General features: G+C 56.4%; 20 protein-coding genes. 3 read left to right on the top strand and 17 right to left on the bottom strand.

The genetic code is table 11. The features are described from left to right. Positions 1–194 precede the first annotated feature (194 nt). From P1U71_RS14850 to P1U71_RS14875, 6 genes are all read right to left on the bottom strand, one after another. Positions 195–1,349 (bottom strand): acyl-CoA dehydrogenase family protein, encoded by a 1,155-nt coding sequence (locus P1U71_RS14850; protein WP_301106406.1) that lies wholly within the window; start codon positions 1,347–1,349, stop codon positions 195–197. 13 nt (positions 1,350–1,362) lie between these two features. After that, positions 1,363–2,031 (bottom strand): nitroreductase, encoded by a 669-nt coding sequence (locus tag P1U71_RS14855; RefSeq protein WP_301106407.1) that lies wholly within the window; start codon positions 2,029–2,031, stop codon positions 1,363–1,365. A 13-nt stretch (positions 2,032–2,044) separates the two neighbouring features. Next, positions 2,045–2,722, bottom strand: coding sequence for a nitroreductase (locus tag P1U71_RS14860; protein WP_301106409.1), 678 nt, complete (start codon positions 2,720–2,722; stop codon positions 2,045–2,047). 104 nt (positions 2,723–2,826) lie between these two features. After that, complete coding sequence (locus P1U71_RS14865) at positions 2,827–3,684, bottom strand: MaoC/PaaZ C-terminal domain-containing protein (protein ID WP_301106410.1); 858 nt, start codon at positions 3,682–3,684, stop codon at positions 2,827–2,829. A gap of 11 nt (positions 3,685–3,695) precedes the next feature. Beyond that, positions 3,696–4,616 carry an SDR family oxidoreductase gene (locus tag P1U71_RS14870; RefSeq protein ID WP_301106411.1) on the bottom strand — a complete coding sequence of 307 codons (921 nt, stop codon included), beginning with the start codon at positions 4,614–4,616 and terminating at the stop codon, positions 3,696–3,698. A 151-nt stretch (positions 4,617–4,767) separates the two neighbouring features. Further along, positions 4,768–6,090 (bottom strand): malonyl-CoA decarboxylase, encoded by a 1,323-nt coding sequence (locus tag P1U71_RS14875; RefSeq protein ID WP_301106412.1) that lies wholly within the window; start codon positions 6,088–6,090, stop codon positions 4,768–4,770. A gap of 239 nt (positions 6,091–6,329) precedes the next feature. Between P1U71_RS14875 and P1U71_RS14880 the strand changes: the two genes are divergently transcribed. After that, positions 6,330–7,841 carry a malonyl-CoA synthase gene (locus P1U71_RS14880; RefSeq protein ID WP_301106413.1) on the top strand — a complete coding sequence of 504 codons (1,512 nt, stop codon included), beginning with the start codon at positions 6,330–6,332 and terminating at the stop codon, positions 7,839–7,841. Between the two features lie 9 nt (positions 7,842–7,850). On the opposite strand, the gene P1U71_RS14885 is transcribed toward P1U71_RS14880, so the two are convergent. Further along, positions 7,851–8,486, bottom strand: a complete 636-nt coding sequence (locus tag P1U71_RS14885) for a CGNR zinc finger domain-containing protein (RefSeq protein ID WP_301106414.1) — start codon at positions 8,484–8,486, stop codon at positions 7,851–7,853. Between the two features lie 300 nt (positions 8,487–8,786). Then, complete coding sequence (locus P1U71_RS14890) at positions 8,787–9,794, bottom strand: glutathione S-transferase family protein (RefSeq protein ID WP_301106415.1); 1,008 nt, start codon at positions 9,792–9,794, stop codon at positions 8,787–8,789. Positions 9,795–9,895: 101 nt separating this feature from the next. On the opposite strand from P1U71_RS14890, the gene P1U71_RS14895 reads away from it, so the two are divergent. Next, entirely contained in the window at positions 9,896–10,981 is a 1,086-nt protein-coding gene (locus P1U71_RS14895) for a M14 family metallopeptidase (protein WP_301106416.1), read from the top strand. Continuing rightward, a complete protein-coding gene (locus tag P1U71_RS14900) occupies positions 10,981–11,445 on the top strand; it encodes a GNAT family N-acetyltransferase (RefSeq protein WP_301106417.1) in 465 nt (154 codons plus the stop codon). Before P1U71_RS14895 ends, P1U71_RS14900 begins: the two co-directional genes overlap by 1 nt. Positions 11,446–11,452: 7 nt before the next feature. On the opposite strand, the gene P1U71_RS14905 is transcribed toward P1U71_RS14900, so the two are convergent. From P1U71_RS14905 to P1U71_RS14945, 9 genes are all read right to left on the bottom strand, one after another. Then, on the bottom strand, positions 11,453–13,180 hold the full coding sequence (locus P1U71_RS14905) for an ABC transporter ATP-binding protein (protein WP_301106418.1): 1,728 nt from the start codon (positions 13,178–13,180) through the stop codon (positions 11,453–11,455). Positions 13,181–13,189: 9 nt separating this feature from the next. Continuing rightward, complete coding sequence (locus P1U71_RS14910) at positions 13,190–14,125, bottom strand: ABC transporter permease (protein WP_301106419.1); 936 nt, start codon at positions 14,123–14,125, stop codon at positions 13,190–13,192. Positions 14,126–14,134: 9 nt separating this feature from the next. Then, positions 14,135–15,109, bottom strand: a complete 975-nt coding sequence (locus P1U71_RS14915; RefSeq protein WP_301106420.1) for an ABC transporter permease — start codon at positions 15,107–15,109, stop codon at positions 14,135–14,137. A gap of 71 nt (positions 15,110–15,180) precedes the next feature. Continuing rightward, positions 15,181–16,776, bottom strand: a complete 1,596-nt coding sequence (locus P1U71_RS14920; RefSeq protein WP_301106422.1) for an ABC transporter substrate-binding protein — start codon at positions 16,774–16,776, stop codon at positions 15,181–15,183. 139 nt (positions 16,777–16,915) lie between these two features. Then, positions 16,916–18,076, bottom strand: coding sequence for an acetylornithine deacetylase (gene argE, locus P1U71_RS14925; RefSeq protein ID WP_301106423.1), 1,161 nt, complete (start codon positions 18,074–18,076; stop codon positions 16,916–16,918). Between the two features lie 113 nt (positions 18,077–18,189). Continuing rightward, complete coding sequence (locus P1U71_RS14930) at positions 18,190–19,092, bottom strand: DMT family transporter (protein WP_301106424.1); 903 nt, start codon at positions 19,090–19,092, stop codon at positions 18,190–18,192. Positions 19,093–19,195: 103 nt separating this feature from the next. Further along, positions 19,196–20,662, bottom strand: coding sequence for a betaine-aldehyde dehydrogenase (gene betB, locus P1U71_RS14935; protein WP_301106425.1), 1,467 nt, complete (start codon positions 20,660–20,662; stop codon positions 19,196–19,198). Between the two features lie 34 nt (positions 20,663–20,696). Continuing rightward, positions 20,697–22,364, bottom strand: a complete 1,668-nt coding sequence (betA, locus tag P1U71_RS14940) for a choline dehydrogenase (protein ID WP_301106426.1) — start codon at positions 22,362–22,364, stop codon at positions 20,697–20,699. 107 nt (positions 22,365–22,471) lie between these two features. After that, on the bottom strand, positions 22,472–23,073 hold a 602-nt coding region (locus P1U71_RS14945; RefSeq protein WP_301106427.1), incomplete at its 5' end, for an aminotransferase class I/II-fold pyridoxal phosphate-dependent enzyme.

Below are 23,073 nucleotides of genomic sequence, written 5' to 3' on the forward strand. Positions count from 1 at the left end.
GACCCGCCCCGTCGGCGTGACGCGGGTTATAGGTCCTCAACAAAATTACGTCAACACCTTAAATGATGCTTTTTTGACAATTTCTATATCTTGTAGTTTTAAAGCACCCGGCCTCCACAGAATGACGCAGGGTCAGCGCTGAATTTAGAACAATTCCGCCAGATTTATTTTTTCGCGCCGCCCGGCAGAATCAGTCAATAGGAACGCGGCAGCTTAAGCTCATGCTCCGCGATATAGGAGAGGATGAGGTTGGTCGAGATCGGCGCGATTTGATAAAGCCGGGTTTCGCGGAATTTCCGCTCCACATCATATTCCTCAGCAAAGCCGAAGCCGCCATGGGTCTGGAGGCAGGCCTCCCCCGCCGCCCAGGACGCTTCCGAGGCCAGCATCTTCGCCATATTGGCCTCCCCGCCGCAGGGCTCTCCCGCATCGTAAAGACGGCAGGCCTCCGTCACCATCAGCTTGGCCGCGCGCGTTTCGGCAAAGGCGCGGGCGATCGGGAACTGGACACCCTGATTCTGACCGATGGGTCGTCCGAAGACGCTCCGCTCCCGCGCATAATCAGACGCGGTCCTGATAAACCAGTCCGCATCGCCGATACATTCGGACGCAATCAATATCCGCTCCGCATTCATGCCGGTCAGGATATAGCGAAACCCCTTCCCTTCCTCCCCGATCAGGCTCGAGGCCGGGATACGCATATTATCGAAGAAGACTTCCGTTGTGGCGTGATTAATCATGGTACGGATCGGACGGATCGTCATGCCGTTGCCGACCACTTCCCGCATATCCACAACAAAGACGGAGAGGCCGTCGGCGCGCTTGGCGACCTTGTCCTTCGCCGTTGTCCGCGCGAGCAGGATCATCAAATCGGAATATTCGGCGCGGGATGTCCAGACTTTCTGGCCATTGACCACATACTCATCGCCATCACGCACCGCCATTGTCGAAATGCTGGTAGTATCCGTGCCCGCCGTCGGCTCGGTGACGCCGAAGGCCTGAAGGCGCAGCTCCCCGCTCGCGATGCCGGGAAGATATTTCCGCCGCTGTTCCTCCGATCCATGACGGAGCAGCGTGCCCATGGTGTACATCTGCGCATGGCAGGCGGCGCCGTTGCAGCCGTTCGCATGGATTTCTTCCAGAATAGCCGAGGCGACACTGAGGGGCAGCCCCGCCCCGCCATATTCCTCCGGGATCAGGGAGGAGAGCAGTCCCGCATCGGTCAGGGCGGTGACGAATTCGGAAGGGTAGGCGCGCTCCCGATCCTTTTCGCGCCAATAGGCCCCGGGGAAGCCCTCGCATAGCTGGCGAACGGTCTGTCGGATTTGGGGGATAATATCAGAATCCATAATCTGTCTTGCCTCAGAGCCCGTGCAGGGTCACAAAATTCTCGAATGTTTCGCGCTCGGAAACCAACTCGTTGATGACCGCCGTTTCATCTTTATAGCCAAGCGCGAGGCCGCAGAAAAGCATCTCGTCATCGCTGAGCGAGAGATGTTCCTTCAGGGTTTGCGGCCAGCGGGCCCAGGCCTCCTGCGGGCAGGTATCGAGGCCGTATTCGCGGGCGAGCAGCATGATATTCTCCATAAACATGCCGACATCCGCATATTGCCCGATCTCCATCTGTCGATGCAGCACGAAGAACATGCCAACCGGTGCATCGAAGAAACGGAAATTACGCGCAAGCTGCTTGAGCTTGCCGGGTGTGTCGGAGCGGGGCACCCCGATCAGGTCATAAAGCTGCTGGCCGACAATGCGGCGGCGGGTTTTGTAAGGATCAATAAGGTCCGGCGGATAGACGTTATACTCGGGGTCTTCCGTCACGCCGCTTTTCAGCTTCCCCTCGATATCCTTGATTAATGCCTGTAACGGCTCACCCGCCACGACATGGACATTCCACGGCTGCAGATTGCCGCCGGAGGGCGCGCGCTTTGAGATTTCGAGAATCTCCCGGACGGTCTGTTCCGGGACCGGTTTATCCAGAAACTGGCGCACGGTGATCCGTGATTTGATGGCCTCAGATACTTTCACAAGCTTGCTCCTGTCATTTGTCAAATCCGACGTAGTGAACAACATTCGCTACATCTTCGCGTTCGCTCACCAGAGTGTTCTCAATCGCGGTTGTATCTTCATAGCCCATGGCCATGCCGGAAACCAGAACCTGATCGTCCGGAATATTGAGATGCCGGAGGATAGGATCCGGATAATTGATCCAGGCGGCCTGCGGGCAGGTATGCACCCCCTCGCCCCGCGCTGCCAGCATGACGGTCTGCATATAGAGGCCCGCATCACTCCAGCTACCGCGAAGAAGATAGGCATCGACCGTGAAAAACAGCCCGACCGGCGCATCGAAGAATAGAAAATTACGCCGGGCCTGCCGCATGGAACCTTCCCGGTCGCCTTTTTCAATCCCGAGCAGGCCATAGAGACTCCAGCCGACACCCCGACGCCGATCGCGGTGGATATCCTTCCATTTGGCCGGATAGTAATCAAGGTCCTCATACTTTTTGGCCTGCCCCTTTTCGGCCATGTCGAGAACGTCGCGGGAAATCGCATCCTTGACCTCGCCGGTGCAGACATAGGTATGCCAGGGCTGGGTATTGGTGCCACTCGGCGCGCGTTGTGAAATTTCCAGAATCTTCTCGATTTTCTCCTTCGGGACCGGCTGGTCCGTAAAGGCGCGGATTGACCGCCGGGACAGGATTGCTTCCTCAACATCCATTATTGCGTTTCCTTATGTAAAACTGGTAGTTGGCGCGCCCCGTAAAAGAAAGAACGGCAGAATTTTATAGCAATCCTGCCGTTCCATAATGCGAAAGCCTGCGATCAGGCAATCTTCGCGTAGCCGTTGTTGAGAACGACGATATCCCGCTCCTTCACCCGGCAGCGGAAAGAGGTGACATCCCCGTCATGCCACATCTCGGTAACGATCGTCTCGCCGGGATAAACCGGGGAGGAGAACCGCAGGCGGAGCGATTTCAGCTTCGCCGGATCATAGCCGCAGGCCTGCTTGACGAGCGCATGGCCCGCCACGCCCAGCGTGCCGAGACCATGCAGGATCGGCGCCTTGAAACCGGCGTTCGTTGCCACGCGCGGGTCCGCATGGAGCGGGTTGAAGTCTCCGCTCAGGCGATAGATAAGCGCCGCCTGGTCCAGGGTAGGAAGCTCGACCATGCTGTCGGGATCACGATCCGGCAGCTCATGCGGTTTCGGGGCTTCCACCTTTGGGCCGCCAAAACCGCCATCCCCCCGGCAGAAGGTTGTCGAGGACAGGGTCGCGAGCAGATCGCCGCTTGCCTTCTCCCGCACTTCACGGGTGGAGTACATGAGCGCGCCCTTGCCCTCCCCCTTGTCGATGATCTCGGTGATCTTGGTCGTGCCGACGACCGTGCCTTCGGCGGGCAGAGGTTTATGGATTTCAATCCCCTGCTCCCCATGCAGAACCTTCACCCAGTCCACGCCGAATTCGGGGTCTTTCAGGAAGAAGCCCGGATAGGCGAGCACCACGGCCATGGTCGGCAGGGCCAGCAAATCCTCTTCATAAGTGAAGCGGAGCTGATCCATATCGAGAGGGTCCATGGAAAGCCCGACACCGAGCGCGTAAAGGATGCTGTCCTTTGACGTATAGGTCTGTTCGATATCCTCGAACTTCCAGTTTATGATCTTGTCATAATCGATTGTCATGCGGCCGCTCCCTATACCGGATCCCAGGAGAAGACGTCACCGGAGCGTTCCAGTGGCACGAGAGATGATTTGACGGCCGGGCCGAAGCGCGCCGCCACGGTTTCCGGCGTCCAGCCATCGGAGGTCTGCAGGTTGCGGATGGGCCGCGGCTGGCTCATCAGGCAAATCTCGTTATTGCGGACGACAAAAATCTGACCCGTGATGTCGGCAGCCTGATCAGAGAGAAGATAAACTGCGAGCGGCGCAATTTTCTCAGGTGTCATCTGCTGGATTTTTGCAACGCGCTCACGTTCCGCATCCGTGCCTTGTGGAATGGTGCCAATCAGGCGGGACCAGGCAAAAGGAGAGATACAGTTGGAGCGCACGCCAAAGCGGGACATATCAAGCGCGATAGAGCGTGACAGCCCGACGATACCGAGTTTCGCGGCGGCGTAGTTTGCCTGCCCGAAGTTGCCGATCAAACCCGAGGTCGAAGTCATATGGACCATGGAGCCACTTTGCTGCTCGCGGAAATATGGTGCGGCAGCGCGGGCGACGTTAAAGCTGCCCTTCAGATGGACGGCGATCACGGCGTCCCATTCGGCCTCGGTCATTTTATGGAAAATCACGTCGCGCAGGATACCGGCGTTATTGACGATGCAATCGATGCTGCCGAACTCTTTTCGCGCATCCTCGATCATCTGGCCTGCGTCATCGGAACTTGCGACATTGCCGAAGTTGGCGATGGCTTCCCCGCCCGCATCGGTGATGGTTTTCACCACTTCCATGGCCGGGATCTGATCCGCGCCTTCGCCCTGCTCGGTGCCGCCGAGGTCGTTGACCACGACTTTCGCGCCCTGGGACGCGCACATGATGGCGATGCCCCGGCCGACACCCCGGCCCGCGCCCGTTACTACCACAACTTTACCTGCAAGCATATTTTGATCCGACATTTCTATTCCTTCTTGTTGTTTATTTTTAATTGTTGTCGATCCGTAGGACTAATCCCATCGTCTTCGCGCCCGATTATAAGCATCGCCCCCATGCCGTCGACAAAAAAATGACGCGACCACAGGGACGAAGTGCAATTGGCGTGAGCGTTCCTTATTTCTTGCCGTTTTTGGCGAGGGATTGCAATGCGGAAGAGGCCACGACTTTGCGCTCATTCGCGTAAGCCTCGTGGTTCTTCTCGATATCCTTGAGGCTGTAATAATAATTCACCAGCAGCCCCGCAGACTGCGCAAGCCCGTTGGGGGAGTCGTCGCCCATCCAGTTGAGCTGTTCCAGCCTTGCGCCATTGCCAAGGTGAAAGCGCGTGACCGGATCGAGGGGGCGGCTGCCTTTCTTCTCGTTAATCAGGTAGTGGGCACAGAGTTTCTCCAGCGGCTCGCGCACGGCTTCCACGGTTTCAGGCTTATTCCGCCAGTCCGGATCGGCAATCGCCTTGCGAACAACATTGATATCCTTAAAATGCATGCCCGCCGCGGCGCCTTTCAATGTGGTTAGCCACCGCGTAAAACCGGGAATCGGCGACAGGGTCGCGAAATGACGTAAATTGGGCAGCTCCGCCGAGAGTTCCGCCACCACCTGCTTGATCAGGAAGTTACCAAAGCTGATGCCTTTAAGTCCAGCCTGACAGTTACTAATGGAATAGAAAATCGCCGTATCCGCTTTTGTCGGATCGCCCCGCTCCGTATCGCGCGAGAGAAGCGGCGGAATGGCCGAGGCGAGCCCCTTCACGAGCGCAACCTCGACAAAGATCAGCGGCTCATCGGGCAGTGCCGGATGGAAAAAGGCAAAGCAGCGCCGGTCCTGATCGAGGCGGCGGCGCAGATCGTCCCACCCGTCAATTTCATGCACAGCCTCATACTCGATCAGCTTTTCGAGCACCACGGCAGGCGTGCGCCAGTCAATCCGCTCCAGCGTCAGGAAGCCTCGGTTGAACCAGGAACTGAGCAGATGCTGCAGATCGCTATCGACGGCCTTGAGTTCGGGATGTGCGCGCAGATGCTCGACCAGGAATTTGCGCATGGCGACAATCGCCGCCGTACCGCCCGGGGCAAAGTTGAGCCGCCGCATCAACTCCTGACGCGGAGCCTCAATCGCATCGGTCAGCGTTTTGTAATTCTCCGCGCTCCCCTCCTTGTGATAGGCGGCGACCGCGTCCTCGATTTTTTTCTGGTCCGGCGCCATTTCCTTGTTCAGGAACTCAAGGAAGTCGAGCTTTTCCTTATCGTCAAGCGCGCTCCAAACCTCCACCGCATCCCGCGCAAGCGCCATGCCCGACGCCTCACCCTTCTGGGTCAGGAGATCACGGCATAACTCCTTTATTCCCTGCCCGCGCTTTTTCCCGCCGCGCAGATCAAGGAGTTCACGGCCGGTGTCGGCAATGGAGTTAAAAAGCTGGGATACAAAAGTGGGCGCCATCTTCTTCTCTTTGGATTAGGGTTCGTCGATCAGGTTCGTGCAATCAATGTAACTACTAGACAGATAATATCAATTTGCCGTTAAAGTAAGGCAGGGACATGTTCTTTTTTTGAAAATATGCTCTATCCCGTGCGTCCGAGAGGAGGCAGCATGTTATGACGATCTTGCCTTTAAGGGAAGACTACCCTAAACCCGGCAACATATTATGACGCCAGGGCCAGGACGGAGATATCAGGGAAATGCCGAACAAAAATCTGTACAGTCTTTTCGACAGCCGGTTTCCGGCCAACAGGGCCGACATCGCGTTTGAGGGCCCGGAAATAGCCTCCTACAGCTTTCAGGATATCTCAGACGGATCGGCGCGGCTTGCGCATCTGCTCAGCAATTCCGGCGCTGTGCCGGGTGATCGCGTCGCTGTCCAGGTCGGCAAATCGGTGGAGGCGGTGATCCTGTACCTCGCCTGCCTGCGTGCCGGTCTCGTCTATCTTCCGCTCAACACCGCCTATAAATCCGCCGAGATCGAGTATTTCATCACCGATGCCGAGCCCGCCATTGTGGTTTGCGATCCAGCCTCCCATACCGAGATAAGCGCCCTTGCCGAGAAGGCGGGCGTGAAGGCGGTCTTTACCCTCGATAATGATGGCATGGGCAGCCTGATGGACAGTGCGGCAGCGCTTCCCACGGATTTTACCACGGTTGAGCGCGCGAGCGATGACCTTGCCGCCATCCTCTATACCTCGGGCACGACGGGGCGCTCGAAAGGCGCGATGCTGACTCACGATAACCTCGCCTCCAACGCCAAAACACTGAATTCATACTGGCAGTTCCAGGCAGGCGACGTCCTGCTCCATGCGCTGCCGATTTTCCATGTGCATGGCTTGTTTGTTGCCCTGCATTGCGCGTTTTTGAGCGCCGCCAAGGTAGTTTTCCTCAAGAAATTCGATCCTGCCACGGTGATCGCAAGCCTGCCGGAGGCCACCGTCTTTATGGGGGTGCCGACCTTCTATGTCCGCCTGCTGACCGAGGCGGGATTTACCAAGGACGTATGCCGCAATATGCGCCTCTTCACCGCCGGTTCCGCGCCGCTGCTCGCGGAAACTTTCAAGGCATTCGAAGAGCGGACCGGCCACGTCATTCTGGAACGCTACGGAATGACGGAAGCGGGCATGATCACCTCCAACCCCTATGAGGGGGAGCGAAAGGCAGGCACGGTCGGCTTCCCGCTTGATAACGAGGTGCGCATCGCGGATGACGCCGGAAATGTTGTGAAGGACGGCGATATAGGCATTCTTGAAATCAAGGGGCCGAATGTCTTTAAGGGCTATTGGCGGATGCCGGAGAAAACCGCCGCCGAATTCCGCGCCGATGGCTTCTTTATCACCGGCGACATGACGCAAAAGGGCGAAGATGGCTATTACCGCATTGTCGGGCGCTCAAAAGACCTGATCATCTCCGGCGGTTATAATGTCTATCCGAAAGAAATCGAGAGCTTTATCGACGAGATGCCGGGCGTCGATGAAAGCGCCGTGGTGGGCCGGCCTCATCCGGATTTCGGCGAGGCGGTTGTCGCCTTCATCGTGCCGGACGGCAGCATCCCCTCCCTCACCGATCAGGATGTGATCGCCTATGTGAAGGAGAAGCTCGCCAATTTCAAGGTGCCGAAAGAGGTCTATATTGTCGATGACCTGCCGCGAAATACCATGGGCAAGGTGCAGAAAAACCAGCTCCGTGATCGAGCGGCGGTCGTTTAAGAGCGGGGTTTACGCTTCCTGGCGTTTCAGATAGGCGTTGACCTTGGCGCGGTTGCCGCAGGTCGACATGGAGCACCAGCGGCGGCGGCCATTGCGGGACTGGTTGACGAAGTAGAGATCGCAATCATCACTGGCGCAGCCGCGCGTTTTCTCCACATGATCCGACGCGAGATAATCGGCGATATCCCGGACAATCGGGAACATCAGCTTCTCCGGTCCGTTCTCATCGATGACGGATTTAAGCGCCATCCCCTCCTCTGTGGGTTCAAGCTTGTGATAGCTCTTGAAGCTCGCGAGCCGCTTGTTGATCTCTTCAAAAAAATCCAGACTGACCGGCCAACCCTGCTCGACTTCCGTCAGGACATTGCGAAACCCGTTGCGCAGCTCGACCAGGCCATCGACGACCTTCTGGCAGCGACCGGGATTCTGAAAATGGAACATATGAAGATCGGAGGCTTCGTCTTCATGCAACAGATGGTGGGACTTCATGAAAATCAGCAAATCCTCAAAATTGCTGATCCCTTCCTTCTCGCGGCCGATCCGTTTGTAACTATTGGCAAAATCAATGGCGAGGCGCCCTCCAAGGGTATAAAACCCTTCTTTGTTCACAACCCCAGATTTTACAAGCGCATCGATCCGTGCCACAAAAATTCCCCGTAACGTCTCATTCGTCGTGTAACAAAACAATAATATACCAATATTTCATAGTATACTAGTTTGTTTGTCGTCAATAGTTATTTGGCCCAAAGAGTGAGCTAATCTATAAAATTAGAAAAAAATTTCAAGATATTAATTTAATTATATTTTTAATAAATATATATAGAAGAAGCCGGATGGCGCAAATGACGGTTGATCCATCACTTTCACTTATAAAGCACCCCTGTCATTGGGTGAATCACTACCATTGAAATTCGGCAAAAATATGGTCACAGGCAAAAATACGTGTCAGGATTGCGAAAGTAAGGGTTGCAAACACCCGCAATGATCGAGAATCTTGTCAAGCTCCTCCCGATCCGCCGTATCAGCCAGGCGCGACCGTAAAACATGGATGGATTTTGCGGCATATTTAACCGATTTCTGGCTGAATTCCTGATCCATCAGATCGAGAGAAAATTCATCTTCCCCGCCCAGAATTGCTTGCTCATTCGCAAGGCTCCAGGGGAGATAAATATCCCCGATCTGCTTCCTGATGAGCGGCTCCAGCGTTGGGGCCAGCGTTGACCAGTCCTCCCACCCCTGCTCCGCCTTCGGGTTCAGCATCCGGTCGATCCAGTCGGTTATCTCAGGGTATCCCTGTTTGAGTATTTTTGCCGTCGTCGGCTGCTGAAGACAGCAGTAAATTTGCGCGAACAGTCCGAAATCACCCAGCGAGGGACGCCCGCCGAACAGATATTTACGCGCTTCAAGATGTTTGGCCAGAAGCGATAGCAGCGAGTCAAAAGATGCCTCAATCACGTCCTTGGTCTTCTCACTGGAGCCGACAAAACGAAGCCGGGGTACCATGCGGGTGCGGATCGTATCGGCCAGTTGATCCTGCGCCTCCCGATCTCCTTTCGGGTTGACGGCACGGGCAAGCCCCCGGCTCACGGCCTCCTGATCCTCGGGCCGCCACCATCGATAATGGAACATCGGCTTGTTGACCCATTCATCGCCATAATCCTCGATCAGGCAGGAAAGATAGCCGAGCACGGCAGAGGGCGGCTGCAGCGCCGGATCAGGGAACTTCTCCTCGAATGTCTCAATGATCGGGGTGGAATCCTGCCACACCGTCTCATCGGGGCCGAGGATGAGCGGAATAAGCGGCAGCTTGGCATATTTCTGGAATTCGGCCTGCGTCTCAAGCGTGCGCGGCCGCCACTCATGCGGGATCTTTTTGTAGCGGAAATAGGAACGGACCTTGACGGAAAAAGGAGAATATTCCGATCCGATGATGACATACTGCTGATCCGACATGGTTTTTTCCTTTTTGTGGCCTTTCCGCCCCTCAAAATGTCGCGCGGCGATGCCTAACTCTGTTATAAACATTGAAACGATAATAAGGAAAGTATGTCGACATGAATATACCGGGTTTTTTCTCCGCCACCTACGCCGAGGCACGCACCAAGTTTCTTCAAAGCTGTATGGACCAGGGCTTGCAGGTTGAAAATAATTTGAACGACCGGGCGAAAGGCGCGGAAGGCGAGGATCTCTATATGGATGTCGCCCGTATCGGTCCCGATGATGCCTCCAAGGTGCTGATCATCTCCTCTGCCACTCACGGGGGCGAGGGGTTTTGCGGCTCCGGTGTGCAGATCGGCATGCTGGAGACCGACATGTTCAAGGAATTGCCCGAAGACACAGCCGTCCTTCTCATCCATGCCATCAATCCCTATGGCTTTTCCCATATCCGCCGCGTGAATGAGGATAATATCGATCTTAACCGCAACTTCCTGAAGTTTGAGGATGGCCTGCCTGAAAATCCTGAATATGCGGAGGTTCATGCCAATCTGGTCCCCGATGACTGGGACGGCCCGGCCCGCGCCGCCGCCGACGCCGCCATTCAGGATTATATCGAGAAAAAAGGCATAGGCACCTATCAGGCGGCCGTCACCGGCGGGCAGCATATTCATGCGGATGGCCTCTTCTTTGGCGGGTTCGAGCCCTCCTGGACCAACAAGACGCTGCGCGCGGTGGTCGAGAAACATGCGGGCAACGCCAGGCATCTCGCGCTGCTTGATTTCCATACCGGCCTTGGCCCCTATGGCCATGGGGAGCTGATCTATGTCGGCAACCCGGCGGGGCTTCCCCGCGCCCTCACCTGGTATGGCGACGATGTCACCTCGCCCGAGGCCGGCACGTCGAGTTCCGCGATTGTCCGGGGCACGATTGATGCAGGGGTCTGCGAAAGCGCGCCGAAGGCAAGCCACACTTGCGTCGCCATCGAATATGGCACCATCCCGGTACTGGAGGTGTTAAACGCGCTCCGGGCGGATAACTGGCTCTATCTGAAGGGTGATCTGGATTCCGACCTCGGTAAATCGATCAAGAAGCAGATCCGCGACGCATTTTACTGCGATGCGGACGACTGGAAAAACATGATCTGGGAGCGCGGCACCTCGGTCGTCAAAATGGCCCTGAACGGATTGGAAAAAGAGGGCTGATGACGGAGCTTGTCATTACGCGCGATGATGTCCGCTCCGATGAGATTATCGCGCTTCTTGATGCCCATTTAACCTTGATGCGCTCCCTCTCCCCGCCGGAGAGTACCCATGCCCTCGACCTCGACGGACTGCGGGCCAGCAACATCACTTTCTGGCGAGCGGAACTGGCGGGAGAACTTTTAGGCTGCGGCGCGCTGAAAGAACTGGCGGGCAACGCCGGGGAGATCAAATCCATGCATACAGCAGCGGCCCATCGCGGCAAAGGCGTGGCGGCCGCCCTCCTCCTCCATGTGATGGCAACGGCACGGGAACGGGGGTACAAGAAACTCTTTTTGGAGACCGGGTCCCAGCCCGGCTTCAAACCGGCCCGGTCCCTGTATGCGCGGCACGGCTTCACCGAATGCCCGCCCTTTGAGGGCTATGTGCCGGACCCGAACAGCGTATTCATGACGATCAATCTTTGATGCCGTCCTAACCCGCTTCGACTTCCAGCCCTTCATGCGACAACTTATCGAGGCGCGGCATCAAATCGAGAAGTTCGCGCGTATAGGCCGCCGTCGGATTCTCGAACAGATCCTCAGTCGCGGAGACTTCGACAAGCTTGCCCTGCTTCATCACCCCGACCCGGTCGCACATCTGGCGGATCACCGGCAGGTCATGGCTGATAAACAGCATGGTCAGGCCAAGTTCCTCCTGCAGGTCTTTGAGAAGATTGAGGATTTGAGCCTGAATGGAGACATCAAGCGCCGAGGTCGGTTCATCGCAGATGAGAAATCGCGGCCGGGTCGCGAGCGCCCGGGCGATGGAAATACGCTGGCGCTGTCCGCCGGAAAACTCATGCGGAAACCGCACAGAGGCCTGCGCCCCAAGCCCGACATGGTCGAGCAGATCATTGACGATCTGCTCCACTTCCTGATTGGAGGAGGCAAGCTTATGAAAGCGGATCGGTTCGGCGATGATGTCCATCACCCGCATCCGGCCATTCAGCGAGGAGAACGGGTCCTGAAAGATCATCTGCATCTGACGGCGGAAATAGTCGCGCTCATTCTCCGACTTGATCTTGCTGATTTCCGTGCCGGCAAAGATCACCTCGCCGGCCGCCGGTTTGTAAAGGCTGCAAACCATCCGCGCGACCGTCGATTTACCGCTGCCGCTCTCGCCCACAAGGCCAAAAACTTCCCCCTCGTTGATGTCGAAGGACACATCATCGACCGCGTTAAAGGCGATGCGGTTGCTCTTTAGAAGGGCGGGTTTGGTCACGAAGGTCATCACCAGGTTTTTCAGGCTGAGGAGCGGGCCATGCACTTCATCGAAATCCCGGTGGCGGCCAAGCCAGTGGGTGGAGAGATCGATATTCTTCGTCCGCTCGCCCTCTTCCTCGATATAGTTGACCATGGGAAAGCGTTTGAGGCGGATATCCGGGCGCGGCACCGCACTGATCAGGCTCTGGGTATAGGGATGATCCGGGTTACCGAGAATTTTCGCCGTCGTCCCTTCTTCCACCACCTTGCCGCGATACATCACCGCGACGCGGTCCGTAATGTCGGCAATCACGCCCATATCGTGGGTAATGATGATCATGCCGACCTGCTTGTCCTTGCAGAGGCGGCGCATAAGCTCAAGAATTTGCGCCTGAATGGAGACATCGAGCGCCGTTGTCGGCTCATCGGCGATAATCACTTCCGGCTCCGCGCAGAGCGCAAGCGCAATGACAACCCGCTGGCGCATCCCGCCGGAAAACTGGTGCGGATAGTTCTTGATCCGGGTTTCCGGGTCCGGAATACCGACCTGACGCAACAGATCAACAGCCCGCGCCTGCGATTTCTTCTCCCCGAGTTTCAGGTGCAAATCGATTGTCTCGACAAGCTGCTGCTCAATCGTTTGTAGCGGATCGAGCGAGGTGAGCGGATCCTGGAAGATCATACCGATCCGCCGTCCCCGGATTTTTCGCTTTGCCTCCGCGCTTAACGTATCGATCTGTTCCGATTTCAGCAGGACATGCCCTTCTGTCATTTCTCCCGGCGGCTCCAGCAGGCCGATGACCGCATTGCCGATCGTCGACTTGCCCGCGCCGCTCTCGCCGACCACGCCCAGAACCTCGCCCGGCTCCACAGTCAGGGTGACATCATCAACGGCGATAACCGTGCCATGGCGACTTGGAAACTCGATACGCAGGTTGTTGATATTGAGTAAGTCCATGATATCGTCCTAGCGCAGCTTCGGATTAAGGGCGTCGCGCATCCAGTCGCCCAAAAGATTGACGGCAAGCACCAAAATCACGAGGGTTGCCCCCGGGAAAATCGTGATCCACCAGTCGCCGGAGAAGAGATATTCATTACCGATGCGGATCAGCGTGCCGAGCGATGGCGTTGTCGGCGGCACACCCACCCCGAGGAAGGAGAGCGTGGCCTCGGTAATGATGGCGATGGCCAGATGAATGGTCGCGATCACCATCACCGGTCCCATCACGTTGGGCAGGATATGGCGGCGAAGGATTGTAAGGGGCCGGATGCCGATAACCCGCGCGGCCTGCACATATTCCTTGTTCTTCTCCACCAGGGTCGAGCCCCGCACCGTCCGGGCATATTGCACCCAGCCGGAAATACCGATGGCGAAAATCAACACATAGATGGAGATATCCGTATGCAGCTCCTTGGGCACAACCCCGCGCGCCACCCCGTCAATCAGAAGGGCGATCAGGATGGCCGGGAAGGATAGCTGGATATCGGCGATCCGCATGATAAAGGCATCGGTGCGCCCGCCCGCATATCCGCTGATCAGGCCAAGCGTGATCCCGACAATCATCGAGAATATCACCGAGGAAAAGCCGACAATGAGGGAAATACGGGCCCCGTAAAGGATCGTCGAGAGAATACCGCGTCCCTGATCATCGGTTCCCAGAATAAACCGCGGATCGCCATAGGCGTCCCATACCGGCGGCATGCTGGAATCCATAATATCAATGGCGGCGAGATCGAAGGGATCATGGGGCGCAATCAGCGGCGCAAACGCCGCCGCGAAGATCATACCTATTGTCACGACTGCCGAAAGGATCGCCACCGGGCTTCTGACAAAGCTATACCAGATGTCACTGTCGAAAATGCGCTGAAAGCGGGATTTCGTGGCGGGTTGTGTCTGTTCCATCACCACCCCCTACGCCGTGCTGTCCGCGCGCAATCGCGGATCAACTGTATAATAAAGAATATCGACTACCATATTGATAATAACAAAGAAAAACGCGATCAGAACGAGATAGGCCGCCATAATCGGTATATCCACATCCGAGATTGCCTGAATAAACAACAGGCCCATGCCCGGCCATTGAAAGACACTCTCGGTAATAATCGCAAAGGCGATCAGCGCACCGAGCTGCAGCCCGGTGACAGTGATCACCGGCACCAGCGTGTTTTTCAGCGCATGCTTGAAATGCACCGCCCGGTCGGGCAAGCCGCGCGCCCGCGCAAATTTGATAAAGTCCGTCCGCAGGACTTCCAGCATCTCCGCCCGCACCAGCCGCATGATCAGGGTCATCTGGAAAAGCGCGAGCGTAATGGAGGGAAGGATGAGTGATTTGAGACCGGAAACCGTTAAAAAGCCCGTCGTCCACCAGCCAATGGCAACAACGTCGCCGCGCCCGAAGGTCGGCAACCATCTGAGCACAACGCCAAACAGCAGAATAAGCAGAATACCGATCAGGAATGTCGGCAGGGATACCCCGATAAGGGATAAAGACATGACCGCCTTTGAGATCAGGCTCTTGCCCTTAAGGGCCGTATAAACGCCCAAAGGAATACCGAAGGCAAGGGTGAGAACGGCGGCAACGAAGGAAAGCTCCAGCGTGGCGGAAAGGCGCGCCTTGATCAGATTGCTCACCGGTTCCCGATATTTGTAGGAGATGCCGAAATCGCCCTCGGCGGCGTTCAGGGCAAATCGTCCAAACTGCACAAAGAAGGGGTCATTGAGACCGAGTCGATCGGCGAGGGCTTCGCGCTCCTCCTGCGTAGTATCCTGCCCCACCATGTTGTTGATGGGGTCTCCGACAAAGCGGAACATAGAGAAGGCGATCAACGCGACTGCCAGCATAACAACAACAGATTGCAGCAGACGCTTGAAAATAAAGGAAATCATATATTAATCACCGTTGGGACGGAGAAAAAAAAGAGGGCCCGTCATCTCTGGCGAGCCCTCCGGTATTCAGTCTATTTTACGACAACATAACGGTAGTCAAGTGCGTTATCCGCACGCTGGCTCACGGTCACGCCATCGCTAACACCCCAGGAAAGAGGCTGCTGATGGATCGGCAGATAGCCAACCTCGTCTTTGAGGATCTGGAAAGCTTCCGTGATCATCGCATTACGCTTGGTCTGATCGGTTTCACTACCGACGGCGGCGGCCAGTTCATCGACCTTCGTATTACAATAGTTACCAAGGTTGAAGAGACCCCGTTTGGTTTCCTTGTTCTGGCAGACAATCAGGGATGAAAGAGCATTTTCCGCATCCATGGTGCCCGGTGTCCAGCCAAGGAGATAGAAACTTGTGTCATAGCCACCGGTTTCCAGAACCTTGCCGAAATACTTCGACTTCGGCTGCGCTAGCAGATCCACCTTCACGCCGACTTTCGCCAGCATGGACGTAACGGCCTGACAGATTTTCTCGTCATTGACATACCGGTTGTTCGGGCAGTCCATGGTCACTTCAAAGCCATCCGGATATCCGGCTTCCGCAAGCAATGCCTTGGACTTTTCCGGATCGAACGCATAGGGCGTATTCAGGGATTCCACAAAGCCGTTGATCTGCGGAGCGACCATTTCACCGGTCGGGGTCGCCGCGCCGCGCATCACTTTTTCCTTGATGGCGTCAAGGTTGATGGCATGGGCGAAGGCCGCGCGAACTTTCTGATCCTTGAACGGGTTTTTGCCCTTGATGTTGGAATAGAGGAGTTCATCACGGCTCTGGTCCATCCCGAGGAAGATCGTCCGGGCTTCCGGTCCGGCGAGAGCCTTCACGCCGTCTGCTTCATCCAGACGCTGCCAGTCCTGTACGGGCACCGGATAAACAAGATCAACTTCACCCGAGATAAGAGCCGCAACACGGGTCGGCGCTTCCTTGATCGGCGTGAAGATCACTTCCGTCACATTGGTCGGAATGTCCTTCTTCCAGTAATTTTCATTCTTCTTCATGATGGTCTTGATGTCGGCCTGATGGCTTTCCACCATGAACGGGCCAGTGCCGTTGGCGTTCAGGTTGGCATAGTTGCCCTTGTCATCGCCGGTCGCGCTTGTGGCGTTGGTCGTGCCATGCTCTTCCGACCATTCCTTGTCCATGATGTAGAGGAAGGCAAGATCGCGAACCAGGATCGGGTTCGGTGCCGGAGTTTCCGCGATGATGGTGTAATCATCGACCTTGGTGATGTTCTTGATCGCCGCGCCGCGGACTTTCTGGTCGGAGCCTTCAGAGCCCGCACGCTGCCAGGAGAAGATCACGTCATCAGCCGTGAAATCCTGACCGCCGTGGAATTTCACGCCTTCACGCAGCTTGAATTCCCAGGTTGTCGGCGTCAGCGTCTTCCAGGAAACCGCGAGGCCCGGCACAACCTGCATATTATTATCATAGAGAACGAGCCCTTCATAAATATTGCCGAGCGTGCCCAGCAGGAAGGATTCATTCAGTGAATGCGGATCAAGGGAACTCAGGTCCCCCTGAAATGCAAATTTAAAGGTTTTTGCCTGCACCGGCGACGTCACCGCAAGGGCGGCGACGGCAACTGCAGCAAACAGTCCTGTCCTTAGTTTCATGATAACTCCCTTTTTGCTATCTGATCATTTACCAGCCCTAATTGGGCGCTTTTGCCGTGTTTATTATTGGTTTTATTCACGGATTCTGAAATTGAGATTAGCGAATAGTCCAATCTCTGTCCAATGCAATTGATATGCCTCATTTTGCCAGCCGATCAATGAGAAGTGAGATAAATTCTTCTGCCGCAGTCACTTGGGCAATGTCGATATATTCATTCGGCTGATGGGCGACCCCGATGGAACCGGGCCCGCAGATCACGGTCGAGAAGCCCGCCTGCTGAAATTGCCCCGCCTCGGCGGCGTAGGAAACGGCATGCGCGGTGTTCTGGCCGGTAATCGCCCGCACCAGCATTTCCGCTTCCCCGCTGTCTTCGGGCCGAAGCGCGGGGACAGTCGATTTCACCTCGGTGACGATACTGGCTTCCGGCGCGATTTTTCGAAGTTCGGGAAGAACATCATTCTCGCAATGGGCCATAAACCGCTCGACGAAGGTCATCGGGTTATCTTCCGGTATATGCCGGATATCCCACATAAAGCTGCATTCCCGCGCGAGAATATTACCCGCCGTTCCGCCCTGTACGACGCCGCAGGTCAGGGTCGTATAAGACGGGAAGAACGGGCAATCCGCTTTGCTGCGCGCCTTGTTTTCCGCCATCATACTGCCAATATAGGCGATCAGTTCCGCCCCGACCATGACGGCACTGACGCCATCCTCGACCAGGCTGGAATGCGCTTCACGCCCGATAACCTTGGTTGTCAGCGTGATAATCCCCTTATGGGCCGAGACAATATCCATCATCGTCGGCTCCCCCACGATGACCGCGCGGGGCCGGGGCAGATAGGTCGCGATTTCATCGATCATATAAGGCGCGCCAATGCAGCCGACTTCCTCATCATAGGAAAGCGCAAAATGGATCGGAACAGAGAGCCCTTTCCCAATCATTTCCGGCACCTTCGAAAGGGCAATCGCGGAAAAGCTTTTCATATCGGACGTGCCGCGCCCATAGAGCTTGCCGTCCTTCTCGACAACCGTGAACGGATCGGTATCCCAGGGCTGGCCTTCGACCGGAACCACATCCGTATGGCCGGAAAGGACAACACCGCCCTCTTTCTCAGGGCCGACAGTCGCGTAAAGATTTGCCTTGGATTTATCTTCGTTGAAGACCCGTTTGGCGTCTACGCCATGGTCCGCAAGGTAGTCAGCAACGAAATCAATGAGGGCAAGGTTGGAATTATACGAGACCGTATCGAAGGAGATCAGCTTCTCAATCATCTCGCGTGCGGAATAATGCTTTCCCAACGGCCACCTCGCAATTGTTTGACATCAACTTATTATGTCAGCATAGCTGATGAATATGGAGAACGAAAGCGCGAAAATCTGCAAAAAACAAAAAAAATCCAAATAAATTGTGGTTAGTCTAACAACAAAAGCAAGATTCCGAAAACAATTAGAAGGATTCCCGCAGCCTCGATCCTGTTCGTCTTCTCCTTGAAGAAGAAATAGGACGCAATGAAAGTAAAGACGAGCTCGACCTGCCCGAGCGCGCGGACATAGGCGGCGTTCTGGAGGGTCATCGCCGTAAACCAGCCGACGGACCCCAGCATCCCGGACAGCCCGACCCATATGGCAAAACGCCAGTTGACGAGAACCCTGGTCAGTTCTCCGGGCTCCCGTATGAGAAGATAAAGGCTCATCACAATGGTCTGGAAAAACAGGACACAGACGAGGGTGAAGGCCGCCGGCACCATTGCCCCCTCCCCGCCAAGCGCGAGCGCCGCCGCGCGATAGGAAACGGCGGAGATGCCAAAGAGCGCGCCGGACAGCAATCCGTACCCCGCCGCCTTACTGGTCCAGCCGGAGAGGAAGTCATGAATGGAAAAAACACTCGAAGACATGGAGATCAACAAAATACCGACAAAACTGACCGCGATGGCAAACGTCGCCCCCAAGCCCACATGATCGCCGAGGATGACGATCCCGAAGATCGCCGCCTGCACGGTCTCGGTTTTTGAATAGCTCGTGCCGACGGCGAAATTCTTGAGACTGAAAAGAGCTACCAACAGTCCTGTTGCGAGAATTTGCGCCAGCCCGCCAATGACGACAAATATCGCGAATTCGCTGTTGGGCGCGGGCACGGCCAGGTCGGTAAACTGATCAATCCCGATAATATAAAGAAGCGCAAAGGGCGCCCCATAGAGAAAACGCACATACGTCGCCCCACCCGTACTCAAACGGCCTTTCAGGGACTTTTGCAGGGCGGTGCGGACATTCTGAAAAAATGCCGCAAAGATGGTAATCGGGATCCAGGCTTCCATGGAAGGGCTACTCGACGGGAATAAACGGGCCTTCAATTTCGCCTGTCTGCCCCGCGCTGTCAATTGCAGGGGTGCGAATGGCTGCTATGCCCGGATCAGATGACTAGTAGCTGCTCTCGACATCGCCAAGTTCCACATAAACGGATTTAAGCTGTGTAAAATGATCTAGCGCGACCGCCGCATTTTCCCGCCCGATACCGGATTGCTTATAGCCGCCAAAGGGCACCCCAACCGGCGTCAGGTTATAGTTATTGATCCAGCAGGTGCCCGCGCGCAACTTCGCCACCACCCGATGCGCGCGAGAAAGGTTTTGCGTAAACACCCCGGCGGCAAGACCGAATTCCGTATCGTTGGCGCGGGCAATCACTTCGTCCTCATCGCGAAAGGACATAATCGACATAACGGGGCCGAAAATCTCCTCCCGGCAGATGCGCATGTCATCCTGGCAGGCCGTGAAAATCGCGGGCGAGAGGAAATTGCCCTTCTCGCAGTCTTTTACGGTGACTTTCTCACCGCCGCTTACCAGATGCGCGCCCTCCTCTATGCCGAGACGGACATATTCCATGACTTTCTCGAAATGATCCGCATTGATCAGGGCGCCGACATGGGTCTCGGGGTCCATCGGGTCGCCGATCACCATGGCCTCCGTCCGGCTTTTCAGGATCGAGACAAAAGCGTCATGGATATCCTCATGCACATAGACCCGCGTTCCGTTGGAACATATCTCGCCTTGCGTATAAAAGTTCGCATTCATCGCCGCCGAGACAGCGTTATTGATCTGGCAGTCATCGAAGACGATCAGCGGGGATTTACCGCCAAGTTCCATTGTGACATGCTTGACTGACCCCGCCGCATCGGCCAGCACCTTGCGCCCCGTCGGCACCGAGCCGGTGAAGGAGATTTTATCGATCTCCGGATGGATGGCGATATAATGCCCCGTCTCCCCGCTGCCATGGAGGACGTTAAACACGCCCTTGGGCAGCCCCGCCTCGGTGAGGATTTCGGCCAGCTTCACCGCATTGGTCGGTGTCTGTTCGGACGGCTTGAAAATCATCGAATTTCCGGCGGCAAGCGCCGGGGCCGTTTTCCAGCAGGCAATCTGCAGCGGATAGTTCCACGCGCCGATCCCGGCACATATCCCGAGCGGTTCGCGGCGGGTATAGGCGAAGGCCTCCGCCCCCAGCTCATGATGGGTGCCCTTGATATCGGCAGCAAGCCCGCCAAAAAATTCGAACGCATCGGCGCCGCTATCGATATCGGCCTCTGGTGCTTCGGCGATTGGCTTGCCGGTGTCGCTGACCTCAATCTCGGCAAGCTCCATCCGCCGTTCGCGCAATATATCGGCGGCTTTCTTGAGGACGCGCCCCCGCTCAATCCCGGGCAGGGCGGACCATTCCTGAAACCCCCGTCGCGCCGCCTGCACCGTCTTTTCGATATCGCGGCGGCCCGCCTGCTCCACTTCCGAAAGCTTCACACCCGTTGCCGGATTGAAATTCGCAAAGCTTTTGCCGGAAATCGCCTTTTGCAGCTTTCCATCGATATAGAGTTGCAGTCTTTTTGGTCTACTCATCAATCTTCCTTGGGTAAGATTTCTGTTCGTTTCCTCAGCGTTGCCTGTCCTGCCAACCCGCGACCCGATAGACGGGCGCGTCACTTGGCGGAAGTGCTGGAATGCCCTTGATAGCATCCGCAAGCTTTTCCGCGATCATGATCGTCGGTGCGTTCAGGTTTCCGCTGGTGATATGCGGCATGATGGAACTATCGACCACGCGCAGGTTTTCAATGCCATGGACTTTCCCCTCGCCATCAACAACGGCCATGTCATCGCTGCCCATCTTGCAGGTACAGCTTGGGTGGTAGGCTGTCTCCACACTTTCGCGCACGAAGGCGTCAATTTCGGCGTCGGTCTTGACCTCGGATCCCGGCGCAAGCTCCGCCCCGCGATAGGGATCAAAGCCGGCTTGCGCGAAGATTTCCCGCGTGAGCTTGACCCCGTCGCGCAGTTCGCGGCGGTCCTGCTCCGTCTCACAGTAATTCGGCTGCAGGATCGGTGCATCGTCGATATTCCCGCTTTTAAGCGACATATACCCCCGGCTGGTAGAGCGCATCGGCCCGACATGCGCCTGATAGCCATGCCGATCCGTTGGATTGCCGCCATCATAACGCACGGCCATGGGCAGGAAATGATATTGCAGGTTCGGATACTCAATCCCTGCCTCGCTCCGGATAAAGCCGCCCGCCTCGAAATGATTGGTCGCGCCGAGGCCTTTTTTGAGCAGCATCCATTCCAACCCGACCTTCATCTTTGCAAGCGGTGACATCACCTTATAGAGCGTGATCGGCTGGGTGCATTCCTGTTGCACATAAAGTTCCAGATGATCCTGCAAATTCTGCCCGACACCTGGAAGATCGGCAACAACCGGAATATTGAAATTCTGGAGCGCCGCCGCCGGACCAACCCCTGAAACCATCAGCAAATGCGGGGAGTTGAGCGATCCCGCCGCCGAGATCACTTCGCGCACCGCTGTCACCTGATGGAGATGCCCGCCATGTTCATATTCAACGCCGGTTGCGCGGGTCTTCTCAAAAAGGAGACGCCGGGTATTCGCGCCGGTGAAAATGGTGAGGTTTTTGCGTCCCATCGCCGGTTTGAGATAGGCAAGCGCCGTACTCCAGCGGCGGCCCCGATGCACGGTCATATCCATGCGACCGACGCCTTCCTGCTGAAAGCCGTTCATATCATCGGTGAAGGGATAGCCCGCCTGTTGCCCCGCCTCCATCCAGGCGTGATAGAGCGGGTTGTCGCAGCGCCCGACAGACACATTCAGCGGGCCATCGCCGCCGCGATATTCATCCGCGCCACGATCATAAGTCTCGGCTTTTTTGAAATAGGGCAGGCAATCGGCGTAGGACCAATCCTTTAATCCCGGGTCTTGCGCCCAGCCGTCATAGTCAAGCGCATTGCCCCGCACATAGCACATGCCGTTAATCGCCGATGAGCCGCCCAGCACTTTCCCACGCGGCCAGTATATTTTCCGGCCGTCCAGATGTGCCTGCGGTTCGGTGTAATATTGCCAGGCAAGTGACGCGGAGTGCATCGGGTAGCTTAACGCCGAGGGCATATGAATGCGCCAGTCCCACCAGGATCCCGCCCCACCCGCTTCCAGCAACAGCACAGAGATTTCAGGGTTTTCGCTCAGGCGGTTCGCGAGCACGGCACCAGCGGAGCCTGCCCCGATAATCACATAGTCAAATGCCTGCTGTCCCGCCATTGCCCCGATCTCGGTCACATAAAAGTAAGGGAGCCAACTATAGAGGGCTCCCGCGACCCTCTCTGTTTAAAGGACGACGCTGACTAAAACAACCACGCCACTCTTTTTTATGCGGCGGATGTTCTCAAAAGAAGCTCGGAGAGCGCGGAGGCAGCCTCTTCCAGCTCCGCCGCTGAATGGGAAGCAGAAACCTGGAACCGGAGCCGGGCCTCCCCTTCCGGGACAACGGGAAAGCCGAAACCGGTGACGAATATGCCCTTTTCCAGCATCTCGCCCGCGAGGCGGATCGCGGTGGCCGTTTCACCGACGATTACCGGCACCACGGCGCTATCGCCATCAAGCGGGCTCAGGCCAAGTTCCCTTAACCGGGCGCGGAAGCCAGCGGCTTTACGTTGCAGGGACTGCACCCGTTTCGGGTCAGCTTCCAATAGCTCAAGCGATTTACTGCCCGCCGCAGCAACACTTGCGGGCAACGCATTCGAAAAGAGATGCGGGCGTGATTTCTGGATCAGGGTTTCGGTAACAGCGATTGGCCCTGCAACAAAGCCGCCCGTGCCCGCGCCGAGCGCCTTACCGAGTGTGCCGGTGAAAATGTCGATTTTGTCCATAACGCCGAAATGCTCCGCCGTGCCATGGCCCGTCTCGCCCATGACACCGAGGCCGTGACTATCGTCAAGCACGACAAGCGCGTCATATTTCTCCGCAAGGG

It is taken from the genome of Sneathiella sp. (assembly GCF_029233945.1).
Classification (GTDB): domain Bacteria; phylum Pseudomonadota; class Alphaproteobacteria; order Sneathiellales; family Sneathiellaceae; genus Sneathiella.

Excerpts from the sequence above, each read along its gene's own strand:
- P1U71_RS14880 (WP_301106413.1), top strand. The coding sequence starts at position 6,330 with ATGCCGAACAAAAATCTGTACAGTCTTTTCGACAGCCGGTTTCCGGCC.
- P1U71_RS14895 (WP_301106416.1), top strand. The coding sequence starts at position 9,896 with ATGAATATACCGGGTTTTTTCTCCGCCACCTACGCCGAGGCACGCACC.
- P1U71_RS14905 (WP_301106418.1), bottom strand. The coding sequence starts at position 13,180 with ATGGACTTACTCAATATCAACAACCTGCGTATCGAGTTTCCAAGTCGC.
- P1U71_RS14865 (WP_301106410.1), bottom strand. The coding sequence starts at position 3,684 with ATGACAATCGATTATGACAAGATCATAAACTGGAAGTTCGAGGATATC.
- P1U71_RS14915 (WP_301106420.1), bottom strand. The coding sequence starts at position 15,109 with ATGATTTCCTTTATTTTCAAGCGTCTGCTGCAATCTGTTGTTGTTATG.
- P1U71_RS14875 (WP_301106412.1), bottom strand. The coding sequence starts at position 6,090 with ATGGCGCCCACTTTTGTATCCCAGCTTTTTAACTCCATTGCCGACACC.
- P1U71_RS14870 (WP_301106411.1), bottom strand. The coding sequence starts at position 4,616 with ATGTCGGATCAAAATATGCTTGCAGGTAAAGTTGTGGTAGTAACGGGC.
- betB (WP_301106425.1), bottom strand. The coding sequence starts at position 20,662 with ATGAGTAGACCAAAAAGACTGCAACTCTATATCGATGGAAAGCTGCAA.
- P1U71_RS14860 (WP_301106409.1), bottom strand. The coding sequence starts at position 2,722 with ATGGATGTTGAGGAAGCAATCCTGTCCCGGCGGTCAATCCGCGCCTTT.
- betA (WP_301106426.1), bottom strand. The coding sequence starts at position 22,364 with ATGGCGGGACAGCAGGCATTTGACTATGTGATTATCGGGGCAGGCTCC.
- P1U71_RS14920 (WP_301106422.1), bottom strand. The coding sequence starts at position 16,776 with ATGAAACTAAGGACAGGACTGTTTGCTGCAGTTGCCGTCGCCGCCCTT.
- P1U71_RS14910 (WP_301106419.1), bottom strand. The coding sequence starts at position 14,125 with ATGGAACAGACACAACCCGCCACGAAATCCCGCTTTCAGCGCATTTTC.
- P1U71_RS14890 (WP_301106415.1), bottom strand. The coding sequence starts at position 9,794 with ATGTCGGATCAGCAGTATGTCATCATCGGATCGGAATATTCTCCTTTT.
- P1U71_RS14850 (WP_301106406.1), bottom strand. The coding sequence starts at position 1,349 with ATGGATTCTGATATTATCCCCCAAATCCGACAGACCGTTCGCCAGCTA.
- P1U71_RS14900 (WP_301106417.1), top strand. The coding sequence starts at position 10,981 with ATGACGGAGCTTGTCATTACGCGCGATGATGTCCGCTCCGATGAGATT.
- P1U71_RS14930 (WP_301106424.1), bottom strand. The coding sequence starts at position 19,092 with ATGGAAGCCTGGATCCCGATTACCATCTTTGCGGCATTTTTTCAGAAT.